The sequence below is a fragment of the Aeromonas sp. R3-1 genome, assembly GCF_040908345.1.
GTDB classification, from domain to species: Bacteria; Pseudomonadota; Gammaproteobacteria; order Enterobacterales; family Aeromonadaceae; genus Aeromonas; species Aeromonas veronii.
The window spans coordinates 1-5,025 of the sequence record NZ_JBFODN010000048.1 but is presented as its reverse complement, the minus strand read 5'-3'; the positions used below and the strand labels follow the sequence as shown (position 1 = coordinate 5,025).

The window sequence follows — 5,025 nt, the reverse complement described above, 5'->3', positions numbered from 1 at the left end:
CTCGGACTCGGTATCGAGGGCCGAGGTGGCCTCATCCAGCAGCAGAACCGGCGCATCGCGCAGCAAAGCCCGCGCAATGGCAACACGCTGGCGCTGACCACCGGAGAGGGATGCACCGTTCTCGCCAACCACAGTGTCATACCCGTTACTCATCTTGCTGACGAACTCGTCGGCATGAGCGATACGGGCGGCCTGCACGATCTGGTCGCGGCTGTATTTGTCTTCTGCCGCGTAGGCGATGTTGTTGGCCACCGAGTCGTTGAACAGGTGGACATGCTGGGAGACCAGCGCGTACTGCTTGCGCAGCTCGCTCAACTTGTATTCGCGGATGTTGATGCCGTCCAGCAGGATCTCGCCCTGATCGATGTCGTAGAAGCGGGTCAGCAGGCTGGCAATGGTACTCTTGCCAGAGCCGGAACGGCCCACCAGCGCCACCGATTTACCCGCCTCCACCTTGAAGCTGACGTTGTGCAGCGCCGGGGTGTCCTTGGTCGGGTAGGTGAAGGTGACGTTGCGAAACTCGATCTCGCCGCGAGCACGCTCCAGAGTGCGGGTGCCGGTATCCTGCTCCGGCTCGGTGTCGAGCAGGCCAAACAGGCTGTGGCAGGCAGTGATGGCCCGCTGGAACTGGTTATTGACGTCGGTCAGGCTTTTCAGCGGCTTGAGCAGCATCATCATGGAGGTGATCATGACGGTAAACGTACCGGCAGTCAGCTCGCTGCGCACACTATCGATGGTAGCTACATAGAGGAAGGCAGCCAGCGCGATGGAGGCCACCATCTGCACCACAGGGCTGCCGATGGCATCGGCGGCGACCATCTTCATGGTCTGCTGGCGCATGTTGTTGCTGACCTGGAAGAAGCGTTTCTCTTCCACCTTCTGGCCACCAAACATCAGCACCTCTTTGTGCCCTTTGAGCATCTGCTCGGTGGAGGTGGTGATATCCCCCACCGCCTGCTGGATATGACGGCTGATCTGGCGGAAACGACGGCTGATAAGGCCGATGATGACCCCCACCAGCGGGCCAACCACCAAAAAGATCACCGACAGCTGCCAGGAGTGCCAGAACATCAGGCCCAGCAGACCGACCACGGTCGCCCCTTCCCGCACCAGGGTCACCAGCGTGGTGCTCGCCGCCGAGGAGACCTGACTGGCGTCATAGGTCACCTTGGAGAGCAGATGACCGGTGTTCTGGCGATCGAAGAAGCTCATCGGCATCGCCACCATGTGATTGAACACCTGCTGTTGCAGACGCATCACGACATGGTTGCCGACCCAGGCCATGCAGTAGTTGGAGAGAAAGTTGGCGACACCGCGCAGGGCCACGATGCCGAGGACGAAGAAAGGCATCCATTTCAAAACGGTGCTGTCGTTGCCATTGATGCCCTGATCGATCAGCGGCTTGATGGAGTAGACAAAGGTGGTATCCACGGCGGCGTAGCCCAGCATCCCGATGATGCCACCGACCAGGCCCAGCTTGCGATCACGGACATAACCGAGCAGGCGTTTGAATACTGGCCAGCTCTCTTGTGAGGTTTCTTGTTGCATGAATAGCCGTTAGTAATGGAAATGACGGGCTATTCTAGCCAAAGCGCAGGCTTACACCAAGCGCCGCCACCTATATCGCATTCCTGCACGGCAGAAATGGCCGATTATTGCTCAAACCACACTCGCGGTCGCCACCACTCGCCACTGCGTCGATACCAGGGCCCCAGATCTCGCTCGGCAGTGACGCTCAAGCCCGCTGCGGTGGGTTCGACCAGCATCGCCCCTTGCTGACCGGTGATCCACTGGCGGGCATCCCGATAGCGGGCCACCACATCGGGACGGGGAAAGCCCCACTGATTCATAAAACCGGCGCTGTGGATCACCTCCTGCGCCGCCACCGCCGCGACAAACGGGGGCGTGGAGGAGGTGCGACTGCCATGATGGGGGCTCACCAGCAAGGTGCTGGCCAACCCCTCTCCCTCCAGTGCCACCAATCGCAGCTCTGCCTGCCGTTCGATATCGGCACTGAGCAGCACACTGCGCTGCCCATCGCTGATACGCACCACGCAGCCATCGTTATTGCGCCCGCCACCGGGGCGTTCTGGCCAGAGCACTGCAAACGAGAGCCCCTGCCAGCGCCACTGTTGCCCACGCTGGCAGAGCGTCGTTCCCTCACTGAAGGGATAAGAAGAGAGCTCGTGACGCACCGGCATGGCGCTGAGCAGTCGCTTGCGATTGCCAGCATGGTCCCGATCCTTGTGGCTGATGATGAGGCGATCAATCACCCGGATCCCCAAATGGCTTAGCTGGGGCAGGATCACCGCATCCGCCATGTTGTAGCCTCCGGGATAGCGATCACCGGTGTCATAAAGGATGGCACGCTCCCCCTTGCTGATCAGCACCGCCAGCCCCTGCCCCACATCCAGCACCCGCAGTTGCCAGCGGACAGGCGTTGGCCAGAGCGCCAATAACAGCGCACACAGACCCGGTAGCAACAGCCAGCGTGCCGGGCGCCACTGCGCGGCGAACCAGAGCAGCAACAGCAAGGTGCAGAGTGGCAGCCACCAGGCGGGTAGTGGCCACCACAGTTGCAGTTGATCGGCGAGCCAATTCAGGATGGTCAGCACCCACCCGAGCCCCAAATCCGCCAGCCAGAACAGGCCGTAGGCAAGCGAGGTGGATAGCGGCGCCAGCAGCACACCGATCAGGGCCAGCGGGATGATGGCGATACAAAAGAGCGGCACCGCCAACAGGTTGATCACCATGGCAAGGGGTGCGATTCCCTCGAACAACGCCAGTTGCAGCGGCAGCAGACCGAGCAGCAGCCAGAGCTGGATCTGCCAGAGCCCCGGCTTGTCGTGGACATATCCCACCAGCAGCAAGATGGCCACCGCCAGAAACGAGAGCCAGAAGCCGGCCGAATAGAGGGCGAAGGGATCCCAGAGGGTCAATACCACAAAGGCCCACAGCCAGATGCGCCAGGCCGGCCACTCTCGCCGGCTCCAGCGCAGCACACTCCACACCAGCACCATGATCAGGGCCCGCTCGGTCGCCACAGCAAACCCGGCCAACGCGCTGTAGACGGCGGCAAACAGCAGGGAGGTGATGATGGCGCCACGCAGGCCAAACAACCTGCCCAGCCACCACCCGAGCACCGCCACCAGCGCAATGTGCTGCCCTGAAATGGCGATGATATGGGTCAGGCCGCTGCCGCGAAACAACTCCCACTGGGCATCAGTGATGCCGCTCTGCTCGCCAAAAGTGAGCGCCGCCAGCAAGGGAGCATAATCAAGCGGACGCCAACTCTCGGTCGCGGCCCCCAACCAGCGTTCACGCCAACCCGCAGGTGCCTGTTGAATATCTATCACCCGACGCAGATTGCCAGTGGCGGTGATCCCCTTGCCCAGCAGCAGACGCCGCCCATCCAGCCCCGCCTCGTTGGCAAGACCGTGAGCCGGTTTCAACGAGGTCACCAGGGTGATCCGGCTGCCTACCGTCATGGCGGGTAATGCCTGATAGGCATTGACCCGGATCAGGGGCTCAGGTGTCACCGGTTGCTCGTCGAGGGTGCTCACCCGCAGCAGCAGCCGGACAAATTTATCCCCCTCGGGCTCTGCACTTTGCAGCTGTGCGGTTATCATGTGGCTCGTCTGATCGCCCAACCGCTCCAGCCAGGCCAGCCGATAGGCAAGATTGGCCTGCATCCAGAGGATGCCGAGCAGGAGAAACAGCCACCGCCAGGCACGGCAATATGCAAGGGGGATCAGCAAGGACAGCAACAGGCCCCCCCATGCGAGTGAAGGTAACCATGGCCAGAGCAGTGAGGAGCTTGCCCCCAGGGCAAACGACAACAGACGCAGATCCATGGAGCAAGTATTTAGCAAGGTTTCAATATGCCCAAACGACTCATTAAACGCTGGATGCCCGATCAGCAAACCCTGAAAGAACACAAGCACCTGCGACTGTTCGGCAAACTGCTGCTCGATGCCAACCTCTGGCACCTCAACCGCCGCTCGGCTGCCGGGGCATTTGCGGTGGGCCTCTTCATGGCCTGGGTGCCGCTCCCCTGCCAGATGCTGCTGGCTGCCGGTGGCGCCATCCTGTGCCGGGTCAATCTGCCGCTCTCGGTGGCGCTGGTCTGGCTCTCCAACCCCTTTACCATGCCGCCCCTGCTCTATGGCGCCTATCTGGTAGGTTGCCAGTTGCTGGGACATTCGGCGCAGCAGATCGAGATTGAATTCACCTGGGAGTGGCTGGTCTCGGTACTGGGCACAGTGGCACCGCCGCTGTTGCTGGGCTCGCTGATCCTGGCCCTGCTCAGTTCCCTTATCGGCTACACCCTGATCCGCACCTTCTGGCGGATCAGTACGGTGCGCCAGTGGCAAAAACGCAAGATGGCCCGCCCATGCTGAGTCGCTGGTTTGCCCGCTTCAAGCTCGATCCCGAGACGCTTCGCCAGCAGAAGTGGTTTGCCCTGTTTGGTGAACGGCTGCTTGCCCCAGCCCTCTGGCAAGGGGGCACCCGCGCCCTGAGCGGCGCGGTGGCAGCCGGGATCTTCGCCTGCTGGTTCCCCATCCCGATGCACTCGCTCATCGCAGTCGGTCTGGCGCTGGTATTCAGCCTCAACCTGCCACTGGCGCTGCTGGCGGTCTGGTTCAACAATCCGCTGACTTTGCCGTTCATGTATCTCTACGCCTATCGCACCGGTTGTCTGGTACTGCACCAGACGCCGGAGCCTTTCCACCTCAGCTGGACCCTTCACTGGCTGGAGCAGGAGGCAGCGACCCTGGTGCCCCCCTTCCTGCTCGGCAGCCTGCTGCTGGCGGTACTCACCGCCCTGAGCGGCGGTGCCCTGACCGCGCTGCTGTTGCAACTGCGCAAGCTGTGGCAAGGCGTCCGCCACCACTGAATCCCCCTTCCACTTGTTTGGCGATCAGCCGTTGGTGTCTAGTCCTGAAATAGGTTTACACATTTTCAACTAGCATTTCTCTACTCAGAACCCCCTATGTGCCGCATCGGGGGTTCTGTATTTCAACG

General features: G+C 61.6%; 4 protein-coding genes. 2 read left to right on the top strand and 2 right to left on the bottom strand.

What is annotated here, in order from left to right:
* On the bottom strand, positions 1-1,548 hold a 1,548-nt coding region (msbA, locus tag AB5Y85_RS02415; protein WP_368221118.1), incomplete at its 3' end, for a lipid A export permease/ATP-binding protein MsbA.
* Between the two features lie 104 nt (positions 1,549-1,652).
* Complete coding sequence (locus AB5Y85_RS02410) at positions 1,653-3,854, bottom strand: DNA internalization-related competence protein ComEC/Rec2 (RefSeq protein WP_368221117.1); 2,202 nt, start codon at positions 3,852-3,854, stop codon at positions 1,653-1,655.
* Between the two features lie 27 nt (positions 3,855-3,881).
* Between AB5Y85_RS02410 and AB5Y85_RS02405 the strand changes: the two genes are divergently transcribed.
* Positions 3,882-4,400, top strand: coding sequence for a DUF2062 domain-containing protein (locus AB5Y85_RS02405; RefSeq protein ID WP_005350890.1), 519 nt, complete (start codon positions 3,882-3,884; stop codon positions 4,398-4,400).
* Positions 4,394-4,897: a DUF2062 domain-containing protein gene (locus tag AB5Y85_RS02400; RefSeq protein ID WP_144712570.1), complete on the top strand. Its 504-nt coding sequence runs from the start codon at positions 4,394-4,396 to the stop codon at positions 4,895-4,897. The genes AB5Y85_RS02405 and AB5Y85_RS02400 overlap by 7 nt, the downstream gene beginning before the upstream one ends.
* Positions 4,898-5,025 lie beyond the last annotated feature (128 nt).